The organism is Halosegnis longus (assembly GCF_009663395.1).
GTDB lineage: Archaea > Halobacteriota > Halobacteria > Halobacteriales > Haloarculaceae > Halosegnis > Halosegnis longus.
This window is the reverse complement of record NZ_QKNW01000001.1, coordinates 1,155,778-1,177,257: the sequence shown is the minus strand read 5'-3', so window position 1 is coordinate 1,177,257 and position 21,480 is coordinate 1,155,778. Positions and strand designations below refer to the sequence as shown.

At 66.2% G+C, this 21,480-nt stretch carries 20 protein-coding genes; 4 read left to right on the top strand and 16 right to left on the bottom strand.

All coding sequences use genetic code 11. The annotated features are described in order from the left end of the window. Window positions 1–21: 21 nt before the first annotated feature. Both DM818_RS06390 and DM818_RS06385 read right to left on the bottom strand, forming a co-directional pair. Window positions 22–456 (bottom strand): universal stress protein, encoded by a 435-nt coding sequence (locus tag DM818_RS06390; RefSeq protein ID WP_075937556.1) that lies wholly within the window; start codon window positions 454–456, stop codon window positions 22–24. A 45-nt stretch (window positions 457–501) separates the two neighbouring features. Then, the gene (locus DM818_RS06385) at window positions 502–774 is read right to left on the bottom strand and encodes a hypothetical protein (protein WP_075937557.1); all 273 of its coding nucleotides are present in this window, start codon (window positions 772–774) and stop codon (window positions 502–504) included. 78 nt (window positions 775–852) lie between these two features. Here DM818_RS06385 and DM818_RS06380 point away from each other — a divergent pair, with 78 nt between their 5' ends. Both DM818_RS06380 and DM818_RS06375 read left to right on the top strand, forming a co-directional pair. After that, complete coding sequence (locus tag DM818_RS06380; protein ID WP_075937558.1) at window positions 853–2,733, top strand: ABC transporter ATP-binding protein; 1,881 nt, start codon at window positions 853–855, stop codon at window positions 2,731–2,733. Window positions 2,734–2,794: 61 nt separating this feature from the next. Then, window positions 2,795–5,263, top strand: a complete 2,469-nt coding sequence (locus DM818_RS06375) for a DEAD/DEAH box helicase (RefSeq protein WP_075937559.1) — start codon at window positions 2,795–2,797, stop codon at window positions 5,261–5,263. Here DM818_RS06375 and DM818_RS06370 read toward each other — a convergent pair. The 11 genes from DM818_RS06370 to DM818_RS06320 form a co-directional block, all read right to left on the bottom strand. Further along, window positions 5,260–5,889 (bottom strand): Sjogren's syndrome/scleroderma autoantigen 1 family protein, encoded by a 630-nt coding sequence (locus tag DM818_RS06370; RefSeq protein WP_075937560.1) that lies wholly within the window; start codon window positions 5,887–5,889, stop codon window positions 5,260–5,262. The two genes, DM818_RS06375 and DM818_RS06370, sit on opposite strands and share 4 nt — an antisense overlap. Before the next feature lie 40 nt (window positions 5,890–5,929). Then, window positions 5,930–6,490, bottom strand: a complete 561-nt coding sequence (locus tag DM818_RS06365) for a dolichol kinase (RefSeq protein WP_075937564.1) — start codon at window positions 6,488–6,490, stop codon at window positions 5,930–5,932. Then, window positions 6,491–8,257 carry a glycine--tRNA ligase gene (gene glyS, locus DM818_RS06360; RefSeq protein WP_075937566.1) on the bottom strand — a complete coding sequence of 589 codons (1,767 nt, stop codon included), beginning with the start codon at window positions 8,255–8,257 and terminating at the stop codon, window positions 6,491–6,493. It abuts the gene before it with no gap. Next, window positions 8,254–9,099, bottom strand: coding sequence for a CBS domain-containing protein (locus DM818_RS06355; RefSeq protein WP_075937568.1), 846 nt, complete (start codon window positions 9,097–9,099; stop codon window positions 8,254–8,256). The genes glyS and DM818_RS06355 overlap by 4 nt, the downstream gene beginning before the upstream one ends. A 73-nt stretch (window positions 9,100–9,172) precedes the next feature. Further along, window positions 9,173–9,823 (bottom strand): DUF7529 family protein, encoded by a 651-nt coding sequence (locus DM818_RS06350; RefSeq protein ID WP_075937569.1) that lies wholly within the window; start codon window positions 9,821–9,823, stop codon window positions 9,173–9,175. Between the two features lie 41 nt (window positions 9,824–9,864). Then, window positions 9,865–10,257, bottom strand: coding sequence for a DUF7555 family protein (locus DM818_RS06345; protein ID WP_075937570.1), 393 nt, complete (start codon window positions 10,255–10,257; stop codon window positions 9,865–9,867). Further along, window positions 10,250–11,584 carry an ABC transporter ATP-binding protein gene (locus DM818_RS06340; RefSeq protein WP_075937571.1) on the bottom strand — a complete coding sequence of 445 codons (1,335 nt, stop codon included), beginning with the start codon at window positions 11,582–11,584 and terminating at the stop codon, window positions 10,250–10,252. Before DM818_RS06340 ends, DM818_RS06345 begins: the two co-directional genes overlap by 8 nt. Beyond that, entirely contained in the window at window positions 11,577–12,641 is a 1,065-nt protein-coding gene (locus DM818_RS06335) for an ABC transporter ATP-binding protein (RefSeq protein ID WP_075937572.1), read from the bottom strand. The genes DM818_RS06340 and DM818_RS06335 overlap by 8 nt, the downstream gene beginning before the upstream one ends. Then, window positions 12,641–14,179, bottom strand: a complete 1,539-nt coding sequence (locus DM818_RS06330; protein ID WP_075937573.1) for an ABC transporter permease — start codon at window positions 14,177–14,179, stop codon at window positions 12,641–12,643. Before DM818_RS06330 ends, DM818_RS06335 begins: the two co-directional genes overlap by 1 nt. Window positions 14,180–14,185: 6 nt before the next feature. After that, on the bottom strand, window positions 14,186–15,289 hold the full coding sequence (locus DM818_RS06325) for an ABC transporter permease (protein WP_075937574.1): 1,104 nt from the start codon (window positions 15,287–15,289) through the stop codon (window positions 14,186–14,188). A gap of 211 nt (window positions 15,290–15,500) precedes the next feature. After that, window positions 15,501–17,375, bottom strand: coding sequence for an ABC transporter substrate-binding protein (locus tag DM818_RS06320; RefSeq protein ID WP_075937575.1), 1,875 nt, complete (start codon window positions 17,373–17,375; stop codon window positions 15,501–15,503). Between the two features lie 307 nt (window positions 17,376–17,682). Here DM818_RS06320 and DM818_RS14930 point away from each other — a divergent pair, with 307 nt between their 5' ends. Then, window positions 17,683–17,841, top strand: a complete 159-nt coding sequence (locus tag DM818_RS14930) for a DUF7556 family protein (protein WP_172977296.1) — start codon at window positions 17,683–17,685, stop codon at window positions 17,839–17,841. Here the strand turns inward: DM818_RS14930 and DM818_RS06315 are convergent. The 3 genes from DM818_RS06315 to DM818_RS06305 are packed head-to-tail and all read right to left on the bottom strand — an operon-like array spanning window position 17,832 to window position 21,015. Continuing rightward, window positions 17,832–18,152, bottom strand: a complete 321-nt coding sequence (locus DM818_RS06315) for a DUF5789 family protein (protein WP_123123585.1) — start codon at window positions 18,150–18,152, stop codon at window positions 17,832–17,834. The genes DM818_RS14930 and DM818_RS06315 overlap by 10 nt on opposite strands. 50 nt (window positions 18,153–18,202) lie before the next feature. After that, the gene (gene cgi121 / locus DM818_RS06310) at window positions 18,203–18,718 is read right to left on the bottom strand and encodes a KEOPS complex subunit Cgi121 (RefSeq protein WP_075937577.1); all 516 of its coding nucleotides are present in this window, start codon (window positions 18,716–18,718) and stop codon (window positions 18,203–18,205) included. Then, the gene (locus DM818_RS06305; protein ID WP_075937578.1) at window positions 18,718–21,015 is read right to left on the bottom strand and encodes an ATP-dependent DNA helicase; all 2,298 of its coding nucleotides are present in this window, start codon (window positions 21,013–21,015) and stop codon (window positions 18,718–18,720) included. The genes cgi121 and DM818_RS06305 overlap by 1 nt, the downstream gene beginning before the upstream one ends. A gap of 97 nt (window positions 21,016–21,112) precedes the next feature. Here DM818_RS06305 and DM818_RS06300 point away from each other — a divergent pair, with 97 nt between their 5' ends. Further along, the gene (locus tag DM818_RS06300) at window positions 21,113–21,364 is read left to right on the top strand and encodes a ferredoxin (protein WP_075937579.1); all 252 of its coding nucleotides are present in this window, start codon (window positions 21,113–21,115) and stop codon (window positions 21,362–21,364) included. Window positions 21,365–21,480: the final 116 nt, after the last annotated feature.

Genomic DNA, 21,480 nt, shown 5'->3' with positions numbered 1-21,480 from the left:
GTGGCGTGAAAAAGCGTTCGCCTACACCGATAAGACGGGCTGTGAGGCGTACGCGATGACGTACTCGGTCGCCTTCTCGATGACGGCCGTCGGGTCGCCGGCGAGCGGTTCTCGCGGGACGACGAGGAAGTCGGCGTCGACTTCCTCGGCGGCGTCGAGGATGACGCTGCCCGGATGCTGTGAGAGCCGCGCGGCCGAGAAGCCGTGCGTGGTCGACTGCTCGACGGGCACGTCGCCGGCGCGGGCGCGAATCTCGTCGATGAAGGCGGTGGAGGCGGCGGCGACCTCCTGTTCCTCGATTTCGCCGGCCTTCAGCCCCGCCGTCGACTCCTCGCCGATGACGTACAGCGCGTGGACGGAGGCGTCGTAGGCGTCCGCGACCGCGAGGCCGTACTCGGCGGCGGCCAGCGACTCGTCGCTCCCGTCGACCGGCGCGAGCACCGTCTCGATGTCCATACTTCGGCTCGGAGCGGTGCCAGCAAAAAGCCATCCGTCGACGGCTCACCGCTCCTGCCAGCGTTCGACCTGAAACCGGCGGTACGCGCCGTGTGCGGCCTCCAGCGAGCCGAGCCACCAGTTCCAGCGGTCTGCCGGACCGCCGTCGGGGGCGTCCGCGAGATGCTCAACGACGACCGCCGGCGTGAGCTCGTACCCCTCGTCGGCGGCGAAGGCCCCCGAGTCGGCGAGGTCGCGCGCCTGTCTGGCGACGGCTCTGCGTTCGGCGTCGCTCCCGCCGAAGCGGTCGAGTCGGTCAACGAGGGCGGCCGCGTCCATACCGGAGTGTGGCGTGGCCCGCACTTGAGTGGTCGTGGAAACACAACCCCTAATCGGGGCCGTTTCGCAGACGTGGTAATGACAGACGAGAGCGTCTTCGACCGCTACCGCGCGGACGTGGACCAACCGATGCGGCGGCTGTTCGCGGCCTACGGCGAACCACGGTACGGCTGGTTCGCGCTCGGGGTCGTCGCCAACCTGCTCGCGCAGTTCGCCTCGCTCGCGCCGCCGCTCGTGCTCGGCGCGGCCGTGAACCGACTCAACGGGCAGACGTACTCGCTCCCGCTCGTGCCGGGGTCGCTGTTGCCGACCGGCCAGGAGCCGCTGTTCTGGCTCTCGGTCGCGTTCATCGGCGGCGCGTTCCTCCTGACGGGCATCTTTACCTACGTGTACGGCGTCGCCGCCAACGAGTTCGCCCACGGCGTGATGCACGCCGTCCGGGTGGACTGCTTCGAGAAGATGAGCCGGCTGGATATGTCCTTCTTCGACGACAAACAGACCGGCGAGACGATGTCGATTCTCTCCTCGGACACGGAGAATCTGGAGATGTTTCTGGACAACGCGCTCACCGGCGCGGTCCGGCTCGGCGCGATGTTGCTCGGTATCGGTATCGTGCTCTTTCTCGAGAACGCGTATCTCGCGGTCGTCACCCTGCTCGTCGCACCCGTGATGGCCGCGTTCACCTACTGGTTCATGAAGCGGGCCGAGCCGCTGTACGCGGCCCGCCGCTCCTCAATGGGAAAGCTCAACACGCGACTGGAGAACTCGATTGCGGGCATCGAACTGACGAAGACGACCGCGAGTGAGTCCTACGAGGCCGAACGCGTCCGTGGCTCCTCGAAACAGCTGTTCGAGGACACGATGTCGATGCTCCGGCTCTCGTACTTCTACCGGCCGGGGATGGAACTGCTCGCCGGCGTCTCCTTCTCGCTCACCTTCCTCGTGGGCGGCTACTGGCTGTTCGTCGGCGCGCCGCCGGGTACGACCGGCCAGCTCCAGGTCGGGACGTTCGTCTCCTTCCTGTTCCTCTCACAGCGGTTCGCGACGCCGCTGGCCGAGGTGTCGAACATCATCGACCAGTACGAGAACGCGAAGGCCTCCTCCGAGCGCGTCTTCGGCCTGATGGACATTCCCGTCGAGGTCGACGACCCCGAGGACGGCACCGAACTCACCGACGTGGACGGAGAGGTCGTCTACGACGACGTGAGCTTCGCGTACGACGATTCCGAGACGGTCATCGACGGCGTGAGCTTCGAGGCGGCCCCGGGCGAGACGGTCGCGCTCGTCGGCCCCACCGGTGCGGGCAAGTCGACGATGCTCAAGCTCCTGCTCCGGATGTACGACGTGACCGACGGCGAGATTCGGGTCGACGACCACGACATCCGGGACGTGACACTCGAATCGCTCCGGAGTCACATCGGCTACGTCGGCCAGGAGACGTTCCTCTTCGACGGCACCATCGCCGACAACATCCGGTACGGCGACTTCGACGCGAGCGACCGGCAGGTGCGCGAGGCCGCGACGGCCGCCGAAGCCGACGAGTTCATCCGGTCGTTCCCGGACGGGTACGAGACTCGGGTGGGCGAGCGGGGCGTGAAGCTGTCGGGCGGCCAGCGCCAGCGTATCGCCATCGCGCGCGTCGTCCTGCAGGACCCCGAACTGCTCGTCCTCGATGAGGCGACGAGTGCGGTCGACACCGAGACGGAGTATCTCATCCAGAAGTCGCTCGATTCCCTGTCCGCGAACCGGACGACGTTCGCCATCGCCCACCGGCTCTCGACGGTGAAAGGGGCCGACGAGATTCTCGTCATGGAAGACGGGGAAGTGACCGAACGCGGCGACCACGAGACGCTGCTCGCGGAGGGTGGACTGTACGCCGACCTCTGGAGCGTGCAGGCCGGCGACCTCGAATCGCTGCCCGAGGACTTCGAGTCGCGCGTCATCAACGAGAGCGACTGACTCGTTTTACATTCACCGCGCTACGCGAACCCTTATTCACGAGAACGAACAATCGCAGGTAATGGCGGCCGCAGACGCCGACGTGGAGTATCTCGACCGGCCACTGGTGAGCCAGTGCTTTCTCGAAGACAGAGCCTACCAGACCCAGTTGGCCGACGCCGCGTCGAAAACCCACACGCTGGTCTGTCTCCCGACCGGACTCGGGAAGACGACAGTCTCCTGTCTCGTGACGGCCCACCGGCTCGCGGAGTACGGCGGCACCTCGCTGATGCTCGCGCCGACGAAGCCGCTCGTCCAACAGCACGCCGACTTCTATCGCGAGGCGCTGGAGGTGGCCGACGACGACATCGTCGTCTTCACCGGCGACGTGCGCCCCGACGACCGCGCCGAACTGTGGGAGTCGGCCCGCATCGTGATGGCCACCCCGCAGGTCGTCGAGAACGACCTCGTCGGCAACCGCATCTCGCTCGCGGACGTGACACACATCACGTTCGACGAGTGTCACCGCGCGACCGGCGACTACGCGTACAACTACATCGCCGAGCGGTACCACGCCGACGCGGAGGAGCCGCTCGTCACCGGGATGAGTGCGAGCCCCGGCGGCGACGAGGAGGAGATTCTGACGGTGTGTGAGAACCTCGGCCTGGTGGAGGTGGAGGTGATGACCGACGCCGACGCGGACGTGGAGAAACACACCTACCGGACGGAGGTGGACTGGCAACACGTCGACTTGCCCGACGACGTGCTCGCGATTCGAGACGCGCTCAACGAGGTCATCACAGAGCGGCTCACGAAGCTGAAGGAGCTGGGCGTGACGAACTCGACGGACCCGAACATGAGCCAGCGCGATTTGAACAAGATACGCGCACAGCTCCAGCGGCTCATCAACAACGACGACTCCTCGGGCTACAAGGGGATGTCCGCCCACGCGGAGGTGATGAAGCTCCGGCGGGCGACCGAACTCGTCGAGACGCAGTCCGTCGAATCGCTCCGCCGATACTTCGAGCGCCAGCGCGAGCAGGCCCGCTCGTCGGGCGCTTCGAAGGCGAGCCAGCGGTTCGTCTCCGAGCCGAAGGTGAAGGAGGCGATGCGACTCGCCGAGAGCTTCGACGGGCTTCACCCGAAGTTCCGGAAGACGCGGATTCTGCTGGCCGAGACGTTCGGCCTGGAGGATGGCTCGCGCGCCATCGTCTTCACCGAGAGCCGCGACACGGCAGAGACCCTGACGGAGTTCCTGAACGAGTCGTTCGACGCGCGGCGGTTCGTCGGTCAGGGCGACAAGGAAGGCTCCGACGGGATGACGCAAAACGAACAGAAGGAGACGCTCGACGCCTTCCGGGCCGGCGAGTTCGAGGTGCTCGTCTCCACCAGCGTCGCGGAGGAGGGGCTGGACGTACCGGACGTGGACCTCGTCTTGTTCTACGAGCCGGTGCCGAAGGGCGTGCGGTCCATCCAGCGGAAGGGCCGAACCGGCCGCGCGTCGGAGGGGAAGGTCGTCGTCTTGATCGCGAACGACACCCGCGACGAGGCGTTCTTCTGGATGGCACAAAACGAGGAGAAACAGATGGAAGAGGAGCTACGCTCGCTGAAGGGGATGACGAGCGAACTCGAATCCGAACTGAGCCAGGAGTCGCTGGGGAGCTTCGAGGAGAGCGGCGGAGCGACGGACTCGGCGACGACCGCAGAGGAAGCTGCGGGCGACAGCGACGACGACGAGTCGGCAGACGAGGGTGAAGCCGAGAGCGACGGACAGGCCGGGTTAGATTCGTTCGCCGGCGAGCGGGAGCCGTCAGAGGAGTCGGCGACCGAAGACGGCAATGCACCCGACGGAGACGAAGACAGCGACGGCGTGGCCGCCGTCGCCGGAACCGACGAGTCGGGCGTCGAAATCGTCGCCGACCAGCGCGAACTCGATTCGACCATCGCGCGCGACCTCTCGAAGCGCGACGGCATCGAGACGCGACTGGAGACGCTTGCCGTCGGCGACTACGTGCTCTCGGACCGCGTCGTCGTCGAGCGCAAGAGCGTGGACGACTTCCTCGACACCTTGCTCGGCGAGGACCGCTCGATGTTCGAGCAGGTGGGCGACGCGGTCCGCAACTACGCGCGCCCGGTCGTCATCGTCGAGGGGGAGAACCTCTACGGGAAGCGCAACGTCCACCCGAACGCGATTCGGGGCGCGCTCGCCTCGCTCGCCGTCGACTTCGGCGCGAGCGTCCTCTTCACCGAGGACGAACGGGGGACGGCGAACCTGCTCGACGTCATCGCCCGCCGCGAACAGGAGGAGAGCGACCGCGAGGTGCGCGTCCACGGCGAGAAGTCGAACAAGACGCTGGACGAACAACAGGAGTACGTCGTCAGTTCGGTCGCGGAGGTCGGGCCGGTGACGGCGCGCGCGCTGCTCGAATCCTTCGGCAGCGTCGAGGCGGTGATGACGGCGAGCGAGGAGGAGCTGCAAGAAGTCGAGGGCGTCGGTCCCGTCACCGCACAGCGGGTGCGCGAGGTCGTCGGGAGCGAGTACGCGGGTTAAATCTGTTCTGCGGCGTCGAGCGCCTCGGCGGCCTCCTTCGCGCCGGCGAGGTATTTTCGCGTCTCCGAGAGCGTGTCGGCCTGTTCGGCCTGTCGGGAGAGCGTCGCGAGGGTGCGTTCGAGCGACGCGCGTGCGGCCGCGAGGTCGCCCGCGTCCGTCGGCGGCGCGTGGGTCGCCGGCTCGGAGGGCTGGGTCGGCTGTCGCGGCTGCGGGTCCGTCGGCTGTTTTGGCTGTGGTTCGGTCGGCTGTCGCGGCTGTGAGTCCGTCGACTGTCGCGGCTGTGGCTCCGCCCGCTCCGTCGGCTCCACGGCTTGCTCGGTCTGCGATTCGGGTTCGACCTCGACGGACGGCTCCTCGCTCGCGTCGGGCTGTGCTTGGTCGGGTGGCTGTTGCTGGGTGTTCTGTGTGGCGGCTTCCGCCCCGCCCGCCTGCTGACAGGTCGGGCAGAACTCCTGGCCGTCCCACCGGAAGATGGGGTCGCCACACTCGTCGCAGTGTTTGTCCGTCATCGTCGCGCCCTTGAGCAGGAGTTCGGAGAGGCGCTCCGACTGTTCGCGTTTTGCTCTGTCCTGTTCGTACTTCTCGCGGAGTTTCTCGCGTTCGGCCTCGCGGTCGAAGTCGCTCATACCGGAGTAGAGACCGTCGGGAGGAAAAAGCGCTGTGTCCCTACAGCCCCATGACGGCCAGCATCGCGACGGCCGCAGCAGGCGGAATCGTGAGGTTGTCGTCGATGACGTAGCCCGCGACCGTCGGGGTCGCGCCGTCCGCGAGGGTTGCGGCGACGGCCCCGGCGACGGCGGCGTACGTCCCAACGAAGGGGAGCGCGAGCAGGGTACAGACGGCGAACATCACGAGGAGGACGAACGACTGCTTGACGCGCCGGCGCTCGTCCGAGCCGAGCAGCCCCGAAATCGGGTCGCCGAAGGCCAGCATGAGCGTGGCGGGGATGGCAATCGCCGGCGAAAACAGCCACAGGACGACGGCGATAGAGACGACGTACAGCGCGTAGCCGGCGACGTTCTCCTGTTCGTACTCGCGGGTGAGTCGGTCGAACAGCGCCCAGTTGACGACGCCGGACAGACGGAGGGTTTCGAGGACAGCGACGGCGAGAACGCCGGCAGCGAAGCCGTACTGGAGGACGCGATACGAGTAGAGGTCAGCGACGTACGCCAGCGGGAACACTCCGCCCGAGGCGTGGACGAGTCGCCGCTGGACCTCGTGTGCCATCTACAGTGGGGTGACGGTGTCGCGCTCGAGCAGGTCGGCGAAGTCGGTGCCGGCACGGAGCGCGAGCAGACACTCCTGTAGTTCGTCGACCGGGACACGCGCCTGGGCCGTGGTGTCGCGGTCGCGGACGGTGACGCTCGTCGGCTCTTCCTCGATGGTCTCGTGGTCGACGGTGACACAGACGGGCGTACCGATTTCGTCCTGTCGGCGGTAGCGGCGACCGATAGCGCCCGACTCGTCGTAGGCGACGGCCAGCCCCGCTTCTCGAAGCTGTTCGCGCGTCTGCTCGGCCTGCTCGACCAGCGCCGGCTCGTTCGAGACCAGCGGGACGACACACGCGAACGTCGGCGCGAGTTCGGCCGGTAAGGAGAGGTAGGTTCGTTCCTCGCCGTCCACCTCGTCGGTCTCGTAGCTGTGGACGAGCACGGAGTAGAACAGCCGGCCGATACCGAACGACGGCTCGACGACGTGTGGCGTGATGTGTTCGCCCGCCTCGGTGACGGTCTCCACCGCGAAGTTCGCCACGTCGGTGTCCACCTCGACCGACTCGCCGTCGACCTCGACCGTGACGGTGTCGCCGTCGAAGGCGTCCGGGTCAGTGGCGGCCAGCGATTCGAGCGCGTCGGCGACCGCGCCGGCCTGCCCACCGAACTCCGGGCCGAGGGTCGCCATGTCGGGGTCGACGCTCGGGCGCTCGACCGTCTGCGGCTCGTCGTACTGTTTGAACACGGTAAACGTGTCCCCGGTCGCCTCGGCGTGGTTGGTGAGGTCGTAGTCGCTGCGATACGCGAAGCCGGTCACCTCGACCCACTCGCCGTCGAGTTCCGTCTCGGCGTCCCAACAGTCGGCGGCGTAGTGGGCGCGCTCGCCCGCCTTGTGCTGGCGGTAGCGGAAGCGGTCCATGTCGATGCCGATGGTCTCGTACCAGTCGCGCGCGAGCCCGAGGTAGTAGGCGATCCACTCCGACTCGATGACGCCCTCCTCGACCGCCTCGCGGACGGTGTAGGTCTCCTGTTGTCCGTCGCCCGCCTGTGCCGCGGCGGAGTAGAGTGGCAGTTCCACGTCGGCCACGGAGTCGATGTCCGGTTCGTCCTCGGCGGGGTCGATGAACTGTTCGAGTTCGGCCTGCGTGAAGGCGCGCACGCGGATAAGCCCGCGTCTCGGGGCGATTTCGTTCCGGTAGGCGTCACCGATTTGCGCGACGCCGAACGGGAGCTGGCCGCGGGCGTACTCCTTCAGCCGCGGGAACTCGGTGAAGATACCCTGTGCGGTCTCCGGGCGGAGATAGCCGGGCTGTGAGGAGCCGGGACCGATGTCGGTGCCGAACATGAGGTTGAACTCCTCGACCGACTCGCCGCCGAGCGGGGTGCCACAGTCGGGACAGGCGATGTCGAGTTCGCCCAGCAGGTCGGCGACCCGCTCGATGCCGAGGGCCTCGGCGTCCTCGTGCTCGGAGTTGTCCTCGACGAGGTGGTCTGCGCGGTGGGAGGCGTCACACTCGGGACACTCGACGATCATGTCGTCGAAGCCGTCGAGGTGGCCGGAGGCCTCGAAGACGGGTTCGGGCATCACGTCCGGCGCTGACACCTCCATGTTGCCGGCGCGGGTGACGAACCGGTCGCGCCATCTGTCCTCGACGTTGCGCTTGAGCGCAGACCCTTGGGGACCGTAGGTGAAGAAGCCGCCGACGCCGCCGTACGATTCTGCGGTCTGGAAGAAGAAGCCGCGGCGCTTGGCGAGTTCGGCGACGGTCTCCAGTTCGCTCACGCAATCGCCTCCAGCAGGTCGGCGTCGCGGACGATACCGACGAGCGTGTCGCCCGACATGACCGGCACCTGCTCGATATCCTCGGTGATGAACAGCTGTGCGATCTCCGTCGCCGACTCGGATCGGCCGACGGTGATGAGCGAGTCGGTCATGAACATCTCGACCGGCTCGGCGGGAATCTGGACGTTTCGGGTGGGGAGATACCGCGAGCCGACCGCCTTGATACCCTCCCACTTCCAGTCGTCGTCGTCGTCGGCAATCGAGTCGCCGGTCGACTCCTCACCCTCGACGATGCGGGCCACGTCGAGCACGTCGACCTCGGTGAGCATCCCCGTCGGCGTCCCCTCCGGGTCGAGGACGACGCCGTACGGCTCCTCGGCGAAGGCGAGTTCGCGCTCGGCGATGGTGAGCGGCGTCGCCTGGTAGACGGCGTTGACGCTCGTCTCCATCAGCAGGTCCGCGGTCGTGTCGACCGCCACGTCCCCCTCGGCGACGGCGCGCACGAGGTCGGTGATGGTGACGAGTCCCACCAGTTCGCCGTCCTCGACGACGGGGAGCCGGCGCTGGTCGCCCTCACGGAGGATGCGAGCCGCCTCGCTCAGGTCGGCGTCCGGTCCGATCGTCGGCACCTCCTCGGCGAGTAAGGCGAGTTGGTCCTCTTCGGGGTTGGCGATGAGCTGTTCGCGGGAGACGAGCCCGCGGAACGCGCCGGTCTCCTCGTTCACGACTGGAATCGACGAGAACTCGTCGTCCTGGAGTCGGTCGAGCACGTCCGTCCGTGAACCCGGAACGACCGCGGTCACGAGCGACTCACGCGGCGTCATGGCGTCTGCGACGTTCATACCCCGAACGCCGTGGGCGCGGTACTAAGACCTTACACTTCCGGGGGAACGGTCACCGCCCCGAATCGCAAAATTAGGCGTCGTCCTCGGAGCTGGCCGCGTCGTCGTCGCTCTCTGGGGCCGGCTCGTCGTCCGGGTCCTGGCCCGGGAGTCCGCCGGGCATCTGGTTGAGCTGTTCCGGCTCGAAGGCGTAGTACTCGTCCGGGTTCGGGAAGAAGCCCGACGGGTCGTCGTGGTGGATGGTGTCGACGATATCGCCGTTCAGGTCACGGACGTGGGTGTACATCTCGTCGCGGTCCATCGCGGTCCGAACCAGGTCGACGGCGGTGCGCATCTTGTAGGCGCTGGCGATGAAGAGGACGCGCTCGGCGTCCATGTCGATACACTCCACGACCATGAACACGTCACCCTGCTCTCGCGCCTGATACACGCCCGTCTCGTCGAACTCCGCGTCGGCGACGAAGTCGGCGAACTCGGCGCGGTCGCTCTTCGGGAGGAGATACGAGAAGCCCCAGCTGTCGTCATCGTCGTCGCCGTGTTCGGGGATGGCCGGGGCCGTGTCGTCGGCGAACAACACGAGCGTCTCGTAGCCGGCCTCCTCGCGGTCGGCAGCCATCGCTCGGGTGTCTTCGATGGTCCGCTGCCATGCGTCCTTGACGGCGTCGGTCCCGCGGGCCGCGCGGTCGTGCGCGTCCGGATTTTCGTCGGGGTTCGTCTCGACCATACGTGGAGACGGATAGCCGCACGGATAAATGGTGTGCGTATCTACCGAACGACGCCGAAGCCGTACTCTAACAGCGCCGACACCGCGAGCACGGCCAGTCCGAGCGCGAACACCTTCATGTCGCGACCGACGCGGTCGTCGAACGGCAGTCGGCGACCGGCGAGGGGCGGTAGTTCCTGCAGTCGCGCTTCGAAGTCGTACTCGTCTGCGGACTCCGTCGTGACGAGTTCGCTGTCACGCCGCGGGCGCTTCGGCTGGATGGCGATGCTCCCGAAGCCGAACAGCAACACGCCGACCACGAACAGGACGTACTTCAGCGTCAACAGGCCGGTGCCGAGCAGAAACGACGGCACGGCGGCGACGGCGACGACGACAGCCGTCACGGCGGCGACCCAGACGGCGAACTCGACGAGACGCAGCCAGCGATTACGCACCGTCGCTGTACTTCGAGAGGACCGCCGTCACGTCGTCGTACTCGGTGTCGTGCCGGTGACAGTAGCTCTCGCGCCCGCTGGCGCTCACCTGATGGTGGTCCGGCCGCGTCGTGTCACAGACGCCGCCGAACTCGTCGCGGAGATACGTGCGGGCCTCCTCCGGTTCGCCATCCTTCACCAGCCCGACGGCGTGCTGGACGTGGTCTTCGACGGCCTGTGGAACCGGCAGCTCCTCGAAGAGGTCCTCGACCGTCCCGTCGATGTCGTCGAACCGCGAGAACCGACCGAGCCGCTTGCGCATCTGGTCGGTCGCGGACAGCGACATCCGCGACCGCTCGCGGATGACCTCGCGGAGCTGTTCGACGGCGTCCCAGGTCTCGTCGGGCACGTCGGCGTACGCCTCGGGGCGAATCTTCGCCGGACACCGCGTCGAGAACTGACACCCCTGTGGCGGGTCGCGCGGACTCGGCGGCGTCCCGGGCAGGGTTATCCGGTCGATAGTGATCGTCGGGTCGGGGCGCGGAATCGCGGACAGCAACGCCTGCGTGTACGGGTTCTGTGGATTCTCGTACAGCTCTTCGGTGTCGCCGATTTCCATGATCTTGCCGAGATACATCACGGCGACCCGGTCACAGATGTGCCGGACGACCGAGAGGTCATGGGCGATGAACAGGTAGGTGAGGTCGAACTCCTCCTGTAAGTCTTCGAGCAGCGTGATAATCTTCGCCTGGACGCTCACGTCGAGGGCAGACACCGGCTCGTCGAGGACGACGAACTCGGGTTCGAGCGCGAGCGCGCGGGCGATGCCGATGCGCTGGCGCTGGCCGCCCGAGAACTGGTGTGGATACCGGAAGTAGTGCTCCTCGCGGAGGCCGACCTCCGAGAGGAGTTCCGTGACGCGCTCGCGGCGCTCGGACTTGGTCTTCCAGCCGTGGGCGTCGAGCGGTTCGCGGATGATTTCGCCGACGGTCATCCGGTCGTTGAGACTCGACTCGGGGTCCTGGAACACCATCTGGGCGTTGCTGCGCCACTTCTTCAAGTCGGAGCCGGACAGCTCCGTGATGTCGGTGCCGTCGAAGCTGACGCTCCCGTCGGTGGCCTGTTCGAGCCGGACGAGCGTGCGGCCGAGCGTGCTCTTTCCGGAGCCGGATTCGCCGACCAGCCCGAACGTCTCACCGCGCTTGATTTCGAAGTTGACGGTATCGACCGCCTTCACCGGCGGCGGGGCGAAGAAGCCGTTGCCGCCGTAGTACTTCTTCAGGTCCTGTACGTCGATCAGCGTCTCGCCGCTGGCTGCCGTCTCCGTTCGCTCTATTGCGTTACTCATTCACATCACCTGCGGGTCGTTCACGCGACTTCGCTCCGAGCGACCGGTGGTGGCTGACCCGCGCCTCCTCGGTCTGCTCTTCGGGGTACAACAGACACGCCGCGGTGTGGTCCGGGTCCTCACCGACGCTGACGTGTGCGGGCGCGACCGCGTCACACGCGTCGAACGCCTCCGGACACCGGGGCGCGAACCGACAGTACGTCGCCTCCTCGTTGGGCGTCGGCACGTCGCCCTCGATGGTCCGCAGCGACTCACCGTCGGCCTGCTGGCCGGGAATCGCACCCAACAGCCCCTCGGTGTAGGGGTGTTTCGGATTCGCGAACAGATCCTCGACGGGGGCCGACTCGATAATCTGGCCGGCGTACATCACGTTCACCCGGTCCGCGATTTCGGCGATGACACCCATGTCGTGGGTGATGAACAGAATCGAGAGGTTCCGCTCTTCCTGTAGCTCGTCGAGGAGTTCGAGAATCTGCGCCTGGATGGTCACGTCGAGTGCCGTCGTCGGCTCGTCGCAGATGAGGAACTCGGGGTCACACGCGAGCATCATCGCGATGACGGCGCGCTGGCGCATCCCGCCGGAGAACTCGTGGGGATACTCGTCCAGTCGCCGGGCCGCGTCGGGAATCGCGACCGCTTCGAGCAGTTCGATTGCCTCCTGGCGTGCCTCTTCGCCGCGAAGGCCCTGATTGATACGAAGCGACTCCCGAATCTGGTTGCCGATGGTGTACACCGGATTCAGCGACTGTTGGGGGTCCTGGAACACCATCCCGATACCGCTGCCGCGAACCTCTCGGTACTCCTTGTCCGACAGCTCCGTCAGCTCTCGGCCGTTGAACTTTATCGATGAGCCGGGGAGAACCTCGCCGGGGCTTTCGACGATACCCATGATGGAGCGAGCGGTGACCGACTTTCCGGAGCCGGATTCGCCGACGATACCGACGGTCTCCCCCTCGTGTACGTCGAAGGAGATGCCGTCGACGGCGCGGATGGTCTCCTTGTCGGTGTGGAACACCGTCTGGAGGTTGGAGACGGACAAGACCGGTTCGTCGGCCATCACGCACCACCTCCTGCGGCCGCCTGCTCACCGTCGCCGGTGTCGGTCTCTGGGTCGATGGCGTCACGCAGTCCGTCGCCGAGCGCGTTCGCACCCGTGACGAGCGCGACGATCATCAGCCCCGGAATCAGGGAGATGTGCCACGACGGCGTGGAGACGTAGTTCTGTCCGAGGTCGATAGCGCGACCCCACGCCGGCGTCGGTGCGGTCACGCCGAGTCCGTTCCCGAGGAACGAGAGCGCCGACATCGCGATGATGATACCACCGGCCGACATCGACGCGTAGACGAGGAGATAGCCGACCACGTACGGGAACATGTGTTTCCACATGATAAGCGCTGGCCGTTGGCCGAAGCTCTCCGCGGCGTCGACCCACTCCTCCTGTGCGACCTGTAAGGCCGGGCCACGGACGGCGCGCCACAGCCCCGGCCAGCCGGTGAGGCCGAACAGTATCGCGAGTAAGAACCCGCCGTTGAGCACGTTCGTTATCCAGTGGCCGGCGAACACTGCACTCACCATGATGAGCAAGAGCAGCTGCGGGACGGAAGTAATCCCGTCAGCCACGGTGAGGACGCCCAGGTCCACGGTGCCGCTGTAGAAGGCCGATATCATGCCCAGCGCGGCCGCGATGCCCGCACTCAGTCCGATAGCGATACCGACGACGGTAATCGTTGTCCGGGCACCGCCCATCATGAACGTGAACAGGTCACGCCCGTTGGTGAGTGTCCCGAACGGATGGAACCGGTCGAAGCTGTCGTAGCTCATCGGCCCCACGTTCGTGCCGGCACCCTTCGACTTGGAGTTGAAGTTGGCGTTTCCGACGGTTGTGTTTTCGACTTGTCCGGTCTCGTTGGAGTAGTACTCGACGTAGTGTCCGTACGGCGACTGGATGTTCGATTCGACGGTCGTCGGGCCGAGCGCCGGCCCGAACAGCGCCATCGTGAGAAACAGGAGGATGATGACGACGCCGAACACGCCCCAGCGGTGGCTGCGGAGTCGGTTGATGATGTCGTCGGTCGGCGTCCAGTCCGCCTGTCGGTAGTAGATGCGGAAGATGTCCCAGCCGCGGAACAGCCAGTAGGCGACGATGAACGCGTAGACGACGATGAGCGTGACGCGGAGCAGCCACGCGAGCCGCGGTTCGAGTCCCATGAACGTCTCCGCCCACGGGCCGTCCGGACCGAGCCGGTGGCCCTGGTTCGGAATCGTCTCCCGGCTGAGCAGCGTCGGAATCCCCTGTGCGGTGCTCCGGACGCTGTCGATCTGTGAGAGTACCGACGCCTGAACCTCGTTGATGCTGGTCTCGATGCCTTTCGAGATGGTGAGACCGAGTGTCGCAGCGATTAGCCCGGTGACGCCGAGCACCAGCGCGTGGAGGACGGTCAGCGTGCCGCCGACGAACGCGCCGAACTCGACGACGAGCAGAACGGCGGCGACGGCAGCCCACCGGAGCGCCGGCCGCGGGTTCGCGGCGAGACGCGAGGTGAGCGACGACTGGTCGCCGTCGTACGAGTCGTTCGAAGTATTTGTATCTGACATGATAAGTTACCCCTCGACCTCGTCGAGCGAGATACGCGGGTCGACGATCGTGTACAGCAGGTCCTGGGTGATGTTGAACACCACGAGGATGATGGTGAAGATGAACGTGAGCGTCATGATGACGGGGATGTCCGTCTGGAAGATGGCTCTGAGATACAGACTCCCCAGTCCGTTGATACCGAAGATAGCCTCGACGAGCACCGACCCGCCGATGAGCAGGTAGAACTCACCCATGATAACCGGCAACAGCGGAATCATCGCGTTGCGCCCGACGTGTTTGAATACGATCCGGCGCGCGGAGAGGCCCTTCGCGCGTGCGGTCTCGACGTACTTCGAGTTGATACTTTCCAAGACGGCGGTTCGGGCGATACGGACCTCGTTACCCATCGACGCCGACCCCAACACGAGCGCGCCAGGGAGAATCCACTTGAACGCGACGGCCATGTTGTGGAGTTCGGGAATCGGGAGGAACAGCATCTCGAGTACGGGGATCCCGTCGAACAGCGGTATCGGATTGAAGAGGTTGTTCACCTCCGGTGGCGTCCCGACGACCTTCGTCGCAAGGCCGTAGTCGGCCCCCCAATCGCGGTAGAAGGAGAGCGCGCCACCCGCAGACAGCAGGCCGGAGAGGATGACCGCGAGCCAGAAGTTCGGCATGGCACGCCAGAGAATTCCGCCCGCAGACGCGAAGTAATCGCTGAACGTGTTCGCGCGGAGCCCCGCAAACAGTCCGAGCGGAATTCCCACGAGCAGTGCGATGACCACGGACCACCAACCGAGCCAGATGGTCGCCGACATGCGTGCACCGATGAGGTCGATAATCGGGCGACCGCGCTGGACGACCCACGACTGGCCGAAGTTGAGCGTGAACAGGTCGGTCATCACCATGCGGTACTGGTCCCACAGGGGCACTTCCTGGCCGTTCGGGTACCGGTAGCCGAGATCGACGAGCAGTCGCTGGATATCTGCCTCACTCGCCTTGCGGCCGAGGATACTGTACACCGGGTCGAGCGGACCGGCGTACAGGATGAGAAAGGCCATCGTGAGCCCGAACAGGACGACAGGTATCGCGAGCGCAATTCGCTTCGCGAGATACACCAGCTTGTTCATGCTGTTGTGTCACCGTCCGTCCGGTCGGGGTGCCGGTCTACGTGTCTCGCCACCGGCGTGTGCGCGTTGCGGGGACCTGCGGGAGACGCGTGTCGTTCGTTGCGTGTCATGTCTGGAGAGTGGTTATCGTGCGATTGTTAGACGCAATGCTTGCGAGTGGATGAGTATTCCGAATGGTTGAATATGTCGATACTACGGGGACAGGGTGAGTTTAGTTGCCCTGCCAGTGGCTGCGGTACGCCTCGCCGCCACCGGGCCAGATCGGGGCCGGGGTGAGGTGGTACGACGGGGAACCGCGCGAGAGGAAGACCTCCTGAACGAACTGTTCGCGGTTGATGACGTACGCCATCGCCTCACGGACCGGCTGGGGAACCTCCTCGAGGTTGAAGCCGACGTAGTAGGTGTTGATGGTCGGCGTGCGGGCGTACTGGTAGGTGACGCCGTTCTCCTCGACGGGACCGTAGGTACCGAGCTCCTGTGCGCCCTGGGTCTCCTCGACGGAGACGAGGTCCGGGTCGTACTGGGAGGTCGGGACGCCACCGGTGTCCGCGTTCCCGTTGATGAAGCGGTTGAAGATGGCGTTCGTGTCCGTCAGGATCTGCAGGTCGATACCGTCGAAGGAGGCCGGCTCGCCGTGGTAGTCGTCGAAGGTGTCGTAGGTGAAGTTGCCACCGTTGCCGGAATTCCACTCGACGAACTGGAACGGACCGCTGCCGACCGGGTTGTTGAGCGAGAACTCTTCGTAGCTCATCTCGCCCTCGTAGCCCTCGATGTCGCCCACGATGCCCTCCGGCACGGCGGAGAAGGCGGAGTAGGCCATGATTTCGAGCGCGTACGCGAACGGCTCTTCGAGTTCCATCGTGAACGTGTACTCGCCCGTCTGCTCAACGGCCATCGACTCCGGCACGACCTCGCCGTTGTCGTTCTCCTCTCGGACGACGTTGAGGTCGCCGGTGAGGAAGGAGCTGTTCGAGGAGTTGGACGACTCTGCGAGACGGCGCAGCGAGTAGACCATGTCCGCGGCCGTGACTTCGCCGTAGTCCTCGTGGAACTGTACACCCTCCTTCAGCGTGAAGGTGTACGTGGTGAGGTCGTCGCTCAGCTCGTAATCCTCGACGAGGAGGTTGCTGACCTGCGCCTCGCCGTTGAAGTAGTTGAGCGGCGCATCGAACATGTTCATGATCTTGGCACCGCTCGCCGTGTCACCGGAGGCGACGGGGTCGAGCGTGCTGAGGGTGGCCGACGTGCCGCTGAGTCGGTCGCGGCCCTCGATGGCGTTGACGGAGTTGTTCGTCTTGGCGCGGGACGGTCCCATACCGCCTGCGGGGTTGAAGTCGACGTAGTCGTACCACATCGACTCCGTGACGCTGCTGTACAGCGGGATGAGGGCTGCCGACTCCCAGAGGGCCTCCTCCATCATCGGGACAGCGTCGTCGCGGGCCTGCTGGGCCTCGTCGGAGGTGCCCGGGTTGCCCGTAATCATGGAGTAGGCGTCGTTCATGTACTGGGTGACGCTCGAATCCACCATCGCGTCCTCGGACCAGAAGAGGCGTGCGCCGTTCGGCGTCGTCCCTTCCGCGTCGTAGACGGTGTTTTCGGGGTTGATGAGCTGGAGGAAGTTCTGCGGTGCCGGGTAGTCGGCGATCCAGCCGAGCGTGTACGCCTCGTGGTCACCCTGCTCGGTCGTGCTGAGCAGTTCCGAGAAGGATGCCTCGCTGATGTTCATCTCGATGTGGGCCTGCTGGAGGCGCGAGCGGATGGTATTCGCCATCTCCAGCCACGTCGGGCTCGTGTACTGGAGCCAGTCGAGCTCGAAGGTGTTGTCGGGACCGTAGCCGGCCTCCTCCATGACCTCGATTGCGCTCTGAACGTCAGTCTCGTTGGGCGAGTACGGGTAGGCGTCGAGACCGTCGAAGGGCTCGGGGGTGGCCGTTCCGTCGTCGCCACCGTCTCCGCCGTCGCCACCGGAGTCGGTGGCAGTGGCGTCTCCACCGTCACTCGAACAACCAGCAACACTTGCAGTCAGGGCGGCAGCACCGGTCGCTTGCAGGAACCGGCGGCGCTTGAATTCGCTGTCTTCAGCCATTTCGAACGATTGTACATATTGGATGTGGTTAAACTTACCGCAATGCCAGCAAGTGACGTACATACGTCTATAGTGGAGACAACGGCATCCACAGCCCGTCTATAGCGGTTTTCGCGTGTTCATCCCGAATTGTGTGACTCTATGACACAGAACCGCGAATGGCTCGCCGGTCGTCCACAGTTTTCACCGATAGCAACCGGAATTCCAACCTTCGCGGGAGGCTTTATCGAATCGGAGAAAACCCCGACGTGTGCTACCGTCCCGCATTTCGCCAGGCTTATATACCTCGTGTTAACTACTAACAAGCATGGCTCCGGACTCAGCGGTTGCCGGGAGTGCAGGTGCACACGGCGAAGTGATGGCTGCCGTCGACGGTGACACGTACCTTATTGCGGACGTGTCCCGGGACGACGCGTGGCTCTCGATGCCGACCGACGACGCACCCGTACTCGCCGACTACTGTTGAGCCGGCTCGTCGGTGAACGCCTCGTCGAACCGTTCATCCCGCGTTATTTCGGCGGTGAGCGCCTCGCGCGCCTCTGCCGGCGACGCGAACTCCGCGTACTCGTCGGCCAGCCGGTCGAACGCGTCCTCTAGCGTCTCCGTTTCGTTGGCGAGGTCCAGCTCCGTCGCGCGGTACTGTGCGACGAGTTCGTCGCTGCTCGCCGGATACGCCTGTTCGGCCGTCGCCGTCTCCGTGGCCTCGAGAATTCGCTCGACGTGTTCGGCGCGCTCGTGCTGGCGATGTTCCGGTTCGTCCGAAGGCGTGTCACCCATTCGCAATCACCACACCGACGTTCGTCCCCCGGAAAATTAAACGGCCGGGGCTATCGCTCGACGACGAGCAGCGCGACCCGCTCCAAGACGAGGTCCGCGAGCGTCGCGTCCGTCGCTGCCAGTTCCGGGTCGCCGATGTCGAAGAACGCCCGCACCCGGTCGGGGTCGTACTCGCCGAGCGTCTGCTGGTCTGCGAGCAGTTGTGCGACCGCCTCGCTGGCCCTCGTCTCGTCGCCGGTCGGTCCGTCGCTCGCGACGAGGACGACTGCCGGCGTCTCGCCCTCGCTCACGCCGATGTCGAGCGCCCGGCGAATCTGGCGGCGTCCCGCCGCGTACAGCAGTATCTCGACGGCGCGGTCGCGGGCGATGGCGTTGCCGCGGGCACGCTCACGGTCCGCGAGCGTCACCGCGCGCGCGAGGTGCTGTTCACCGACGACGTAGCGAGCGTCGAACGCCTGGACCGTTACCGCATACTCCGCACCGATGTCCGCGAGTTGGTCGACGAAGGCGTCGGTATCCGGAAATCGCTCGCCGCCGACCGTCGCGACCCCTTCGACCAGCTCCATCAGAAATCACCGAGACTCGACTGGTCGTTTTCCTCGGCCGACTCGCTCGAGCCGCTCGTGTCGGTCGCGACCACCGGCTCGGCGTCGGGGTCGGGCGTCACGTCCGTCATCTCCGGGTTCGGATGGCCGGCGTGTTCGAGCACCGTCTCCGCGGTGCGTTCGCGGCCGCGGAGCGCGGCGAGCACGACCGACTTGTCCGCGTTCCGGAGTTGGTCGCGGCTCTCGATGCCGGCCTCGTAGAGTCGCCGCGCGCGCTTGCGCCCGACGTTGCGCACGTCCGCGAGGTCGATGAGCTCCTGTCGGACCCCGTACTGGACCCGCTTTTTCGCCTCGCGAATCGCCTGCACGTTGCCGAAGCCGCGCTCGCCGGCCAGCGACTCCGCCGCGCCCAGCAGCCACTCGGCGGTGTCGACCTTCCCGCGGATATCGCCGGGACCGACGCCGTAGCGGTCGGTGATGCGGTCCTCGTCGGTCTCGCTGGCCCAGTCGTCGAGCAGCTTGGCCGTCTTGAGCGCCGCCAGCCAGTCCTCGAAGCGCGACTCCTCGAACTCCGAGGGCTGTGTGCCCAGTAGCTCGGTCTCGTGGTCGTACGCGACCTGCGTGTACTGTTCGCGCTCGCCCGACCGCAGATACAGCTGGTACATGTCCGGCGTGCGCGAAACGAGATGGTAGAGTCCGAGCGCGGACGGGTCGTCGGCGTCGGCGATGCCGTCGATGATGGTCGCCGCGCTCATCGGATCGAGATACAGCCGGGAGACGGTGTGGCCCAGGTTCGTCGCCGTCAGCCGTTCGGTGTCACCGTCCCGGCTCCGCTCGATGAAGTCGTTGCGCTCGAGATACGCGAGCATGTCGTCGACGACGCGTTCGAGCCGCCCCTGCTCGTCGGTCTGGGCCGCATAGAGCGTGCCGTCGAGGAACGACAACAGCGTCTCCCGCGAGTCGGCGAAGCCGGAGGCGACGGTCGCGAGCAGGTGGGTCCGCATCGCCGGCTCGGCGGCCAGCTTCGACTCCACCGGGTCGGGGTCGGCCCACACGTACCGCTCGAACAGCTCGTCGAGTTCGTCGTGGCTGCTCGCGAGCAACAGCGCCTCGCCGTAGGGGTCCATCCCCGGCCGGCCGGCGCGTCCCATCATCTGGTGGACTTCGAGCACGGACAGCGGCTGCATCCCGCCGGCGTCACCGGAGTAGCGCCGCCAGTCGCGCACGACGACGCGCCGCGACGGCGTGTTCACCCCGGCCGCGAGCGTCGGCGTCGCACAGACGCACTTGACGAGTCGGTCCCGGAAGGCCGCCTCCACGAGTTCGCGGTGGTCCGGCGAGAGACCGGCGTGGTGGAAGGCCGCGCCCTTCTCGACCGCGTCCGCGAGGTCGTCGCTCGTCTCGGTGTCGCTCACGTCTCGAATCTCGTCGGCCACGTCGGCCAGGGCGGCGAGTTCGTCGCCGTCGAGTTCCGGGCTCACGACGTTGGCGAGCCGCCGCGCCGCGGCCTCGGCGTTCCGGCGGGAGTTGACGAAGACGAGCGTCGAGCCGCCCTCCTCGACCGTCTCGCCGTCCTCGACCGTGTCCCGAAGCGTGTCGCGGACGATTGCGGCGGTCGGCTTCTCGTTGCCCTGGACGCTGAGTTGCTCCTGTGTTCCGTCGTCGAAGTGGAGCGCCTGCCCGAAGTGGACGCCCTTCCGGAGGTCGATGGGTCGCCACGAGGAGTCGACGAGTTCGGCGTCGAGCCAGTCGGCGAGTTCGCCGGCGTTGCCGATGGTCGCGGACAGCGCGACGATCTGGAGCCCCGGATTGCGCGACCGGAGCTTCGCGAGCGTCACTTCGAGGGTCGGGCCGCGCGTCGGGTCGTCGACGAGGTGGACCTCGTCGGCGACCACGCAGTCGAGTTGGGCGAGCCACGGCGCGCCGTTGCGCACGAGCGAGTCCACCTTCTCGGAGGTGGCGACGATGATGTCTTTCTTCGCGAGCCACTCGCCGTCGGAGTCGTAGTTGCCCGTGGAGACGCCCACGTCGACGCCGTACTGTTCGAACTGCTCGAACTCTGCCTTCTTCTCGGAGGCGAGCGCGCGGAGGGGGACGATGTACAGCGCCTTCCCGCCCCGCTTGACCGCAGAGAGCATGGCGAGCGTGGCGATGAGCGTCTTCCCCGAGGCGGTCGGAATCGAGGCGACGAGCGACTCGCCTTCCGTGACGCCGGCCTCGACGGCCGCCGCCTGTGGCGGATACAGCGACTCGACCCCGTCGGCGTCGAGATGGCCGGGAAGCCACTCCGGCACCGCGGGTACGTCGGACACTTCCATTGTGCTCGCTAGCGCGCGATTCGGTTTAAACCATCCCCCCTGCCGCGACGGTCCCCGTCGCCGCTATGCTCTTTGTCTTCACGTGCCCACGAAGCGTATGCGCATCGAGTACGACCGCGACACCTGTATCGGGATGTTCCAGTGTACCGCCGAGTGGGAGGGGCTCGTCGAGGACAACGACGCCGGCAAGGCCGTCCTGACGGACGGCGAGGCGAGCGACGCCGACTGGGGGGCAGACGTGCGGGTGCAGGAGCTCCCGAGCGAGGCGGAGTTGGACGCGAAGTTCGCCGCGCGGTCGTGTCCGGTCGACGCCATCAGAATCTACGACGGCGACGAGCGGGTGGTCTGACCGGCACAACCGTTATATACCATGCTGTGGGATATGCGGATATGTCACAGTCAGAAGACCGTAACCGGCGCGTCGAGGAGTGGGCCGGCTTCGTCGGCGCGAGCGTCCAAGAGGAC

Excerpts from the sequence above, each read along its gene's own strand:
- DM818_RS06390 (WP_075937556.1), bottom strand. The coding sequence starts at position 456 with ATGGACATCGAGACGGTGCTCGCGCCGGTCGACGGGAGCGACGAGTCG.
- DM818_RS06385 (WP_075937557.1), bottom strand. The coding sequence starts at position 774 with ATGGACGCGGCCGCCCTCGTTGACCGACTCGACCGCTTCGGCGGGAGC.
- DM818_RS06380 (WP_075937558.1), top strand. The coding sequence starts at position 853 with ATGACAGACGAGAGCGTCTTCGACCGCTACCGCGCGGACGTGGACCAA.
- DM818_RS06375 (WP_075937559.1), top strand. The coding sequence starts at position 2,795 with ATGGCGGCCGCAGACGCCGACGTGGAGTATCTCGACCGGCCACTGGTG.
- DM818_RS06370 (WP_075937560.1), bottom strand. The coding sequence starts at position 5,889 with ATGAGCGACTTCGACCGCGAGGCCGAACGCGAGAAACTCCGCGAGAAG.
- DM818_RS06365 (WP_075937564.1), bottom strand. The coding sequence starts at position 6,490 with ATGGCACACGAGGTCCAGCGGCGACTCGTCCACGCCTCGGGCGGAGTG.
- DM818_RS06355 (WP_075937568.1), bottom strand. The coding sequence starts at position 9,099 with ATGAACGTCGCAGACGCCATGACGCCGCGTGAGTCGCTCGTGACCGCG.
- DM818_RS06350 (WP_075937569.1), bottom strand. The coding sequence starts at position 9,823 with ATGGTCGAGACGAACCCCGACGAAAATCCGGACGCGCACGACCGCGCG.
- DM818_RS06340 (WP_075937571.1), bottom strand. The coding sequence starts at position 11,584 with ATGAGTAACGCAATAGAGCGAACGGAGACGGCAGCCAGCGGCGAGACG.
- DM818_RS06335 (WP_075937572.1), bottom strand. The coding sequence starts at position 12,641 with ATGGCCGACGAACCGGTCTTGTCCGTCTCCAACCTCCAGACGGTGTTC.
- DM818_RS06330 (WP_075937573.1), bottom strand. The coding sequence starts at position 14,179 with ATGTCAGATACAAATACTTCGAACGACTCGTACGACGGCGACCAGTCG.
- DM818_RS06325 (WP_075937574.1), bottom strand. The coding sequence starts at position 15,289 with ATGAACAAGCTGGTGTATCTCGCGAAGCGAATTGCGCTCGCGATACCT.
- DM818_RS06320 (WP_075937575.1), bottom strand. The coding sequence starts at position 17,375 with ATGGCTGAAGACAGCGAATTCAAGCGCCGCCGGTTCCTGCAAGCGACC.
- DM818_RS14930 (WP_172977296.1), top strand. The coding sequence starts at position 17,683 with ATGGCTCCGGACTCAGCGGTTGCCGGGAGTGCAGGTGCACACGGCGAA.
- DM818_RS06315 (WP_123123585.1), bottom strand. The coding sequence starts at position 18,152 with ATGGGTGACACGCCTTCGGACGAACCGGAACATCGCCAGCACGAGCGC.
- cgi121 (WP_075937577.1), bottom strand. The coding sequence starts at position 18,718 with ATGGAGCTGGTCGAAGGGGTCGCGACGGTCGGCGGCGAGCGATTTCCG.
- DM818_RS06305 (WP_075937578.1), bottom strand. The coding sequence starts at position 21,015 with ATGGAAGTGTCCGACGTACCCGCGGTGCCGGAGTGGCTTCCCGGCCAT.
- DM818_RS06300 (WP_075937579.1), top strand. The coding sequence starts at position 21,113 with ATGCGCATCGAGTACGACCGCGACACCTGTATCGGGATGTTCCAGTGT.